This is a genomic window from Streptococcus mitis (assembly GCF_001579035.1).
Taxonomy (GTDB): Bacteria; Bacillota; Bacilli; order Lactobacillales; family Streptococcaceae; genus Streptococcus; species Streptococcus mitis_J.
In genome coordinates, this window is record NZ_KQ970285.1 from 124,956 (window position 1) to 127,275 (window position 2,320).

1 protein-coding gene and 2 pseudogenes are annotated in these 2,320 nt (G+C 40.8%); all 3 read left to right on the forward strand.

Annotation, left to right across the window (positions count from 1 at the left end; translation table 11 throughout):
• Window positions 1-276 (forward strand): annotated as a pseudogene (locus SMIDD26_RS00595) (alpha-L-fucosidase); the annotation flags it as partial.
• A 100-nt stretch (window positions 277-376) separates the two neighbouring features.
• Entirely contained in the window at window positions 377-1,339 is a 963-nt protein-coding gene (locus tag SMIDD26_RS00600; protein ID WP_061438601.1) for an Rpn family recombination-promoting nuclease/putative transposase, read from the forward strand.
• A pseudogene (locus SMIDD26_RS00605) lies at window positions 1,340-1,777 on the forward strand (hypothetical protein); the annotation flags it as partial.
• Between the last annotated feature and the right edge of the window lie 543 nt (window positions 1,778-2,320).

Below are 2,320 nucleotides of genomic sequence, written 5' to 3' on the forward strand. Positions count from 1 at the left end.
GTTAATAAGAGGGGGGTATCTAATATACTAGTACATGTTAGCGAATGTAACACTCCTTTGGAGGCTAAGATTTCGATTCAACCGGGGACAGGTGTCCATGGTGTCGTCTATCAGGACGAGATTCAAGTCCTTGCGTTTCAAGGTGGGGAAAGCAAAAAAGATTTGACCATACCAACCCTGTATTTTGCTGCCGATAAGACCTTAGATTTCTATCTGAATCTGACTGTTGATGGACAGCTGATTGATCAAACTCATATTTTAGTTGAAACAAGATAAAATATCTTAACAACTCATTTCTTTTCCGAATAAATAGATAGTAGCAGTGAATCTAGTAAACCTAGATTTAAAAATGTGCTATAATGAAAGGAGAAGAAATATGACATTACGTCATCCGGGTATTAGCCCAACTAATGACTTGGTAGCTAAGAAAATTTTCAGCAATCCAGAAATCACTTGTCAATTTATTCGCGATATGCTGGACTTGCCAGCCAAAAATGTAACCATTTTGGAGGGAAGTAACATTCATGTCTTGCCTTCCCTGCCGTACTCGGCGCAGGACTTCTATACCAGTATAGATGTTTTGGCGGAGTTGGACAATGGCACCCAAGTTATCATTGAAATTCAGGTGCATCATCAGAATTTTTTCATCAATCGTTTATGGGCTTACCTGTGCAGTCAGATCAATCAAAACCTCGAAAAAATTCGCCAACGAGAAGGTGATACACACCAGAGTTACAAACACATCGCACCTGTTTACGCAATTGCAATTGTGGACAGTAATTATTTCCAAGATGACTTGGCTTTCCATAGTTTTAGTATGCGCGAGGACACGACAGGTGAGGTCTTAACTATCACAAACAATGGTCAAGAAAACCATCTGGTCAAGATGGCATTCTTGGAATTAAAAAAATACAGAGAAACCAGCAAAGACGAGGTTCGCAAGCCCTGGTTGGAGTTTTTTGGGAATAAACCCTTTACCCAACAACCCGAGCGAGTCATCAGTCAAGCAGACCAACTGCTGGACTACAAGAGCTGGTCCGAGGAGGACAGGAAAATGTTTAGCCAACTACGTATGCGAGAAGAACAAGCTTTACTAGCGCATGACTATGCCTTGGAAACAGCTAGGGCGGAAGGTATTGAAAAAGGTCTTGAACAAGGTTTAGAGCGTGGTATTGAACGAGGACGAGCAGAGGGCCTTGAACAGGGACTGGAGCGAGGGAAACTCTTGACCTTCCTAGATATGGTTCGCCAAGGTCTTCTGACTTCCGAGGTTGCGAGTCAGCAACTGGGTATGTCCGTAGCGGAGTTTGAAGCGCTATTGAAGAACCATCATAAATAAGACCTAAAAAAATACAGAGAAACCAGCAAAGATAGCATTCGCAAACCATGGTTGGAGTTTTTTGGGAACAAGCCCTTTACTCAGCAACCCGAGCGAGCCATCAGCCAAGCAGACCAACTGCTAGACTACAAGAGCTGGTCCGAGGAGGACAGGAAAATGTTTAGTCAACTACGTATGCGAGAAGAACAAGCCTTGTTAGCGCAGGACTATGCCTTGGAAACAGCTAGGGCAGAAGGTATTGAACAGGGGTTGGAACGTGGTATTGAACAAGGACTGGAACGAGGCCGAGCGGAAGGTATTGAAAAAGGTTTAGAGTGTGGGAAAGTTGAAGGTAGTTTCGCCATGTTAGCAAATTTAGTCCACCAAGGTCTTTTGACTTCCGAGGTTGCCAGCCAGCAATTGGGGATAACCGTCGCTGAGTTTGAGGCATTGCTGTAAATAGGAACAGATGACATGTTGCCAAAATGAGGTAGCATGTTTTATTTTAGCTTTAGTTGTTAGTTGCAACAGGCAGATCAGCCAGAGAATGCTAACACTTTTAGGTCGTAATTAGGATGTGGAAGTCAGTCATATTTCTACGGTGAGGCGCCTCTGGCGTGTTTTGCCTTTGAATTTTAAGAGAATAGTGCATATGAGAGATAGGGTCTGGTTCTGTTGGGCTCTGCTAGAAAGCTATCAGAGAATCTGGGCATTTAACTGACAGGTTCTCTTTTTTGGAAGAAAAAAAGCTAAAAACCTAAAGATTTTTGTATATTTATTTTACGAATGTTTTGTTTAAAAATAGTAGAATAGTTCCTTTTAGGTATCAAAGTTATCTACTTTTCAAAATAAAAAGATTTTATCCAAATTCATTTCCGAATTTCAGTTTTTAATACAATATAATAACATGCAGAAGACCAAAATATTTTCCTGATTTTAAAGTTAAAAAATTCATAATTTTGGTTATAAAAACGAACGAATTGTGAAAATTTCCTGAAAATG

Excerpts from the sequence above, each read along its gene's own strand:
- SMIDD26_RS00600 (WP_061438601.1), top strand. The coding sequence starts at position 377 with ATGACATTACGTCATCCGGGTATTAGCCCAACTAATGACTTGGTAGCT.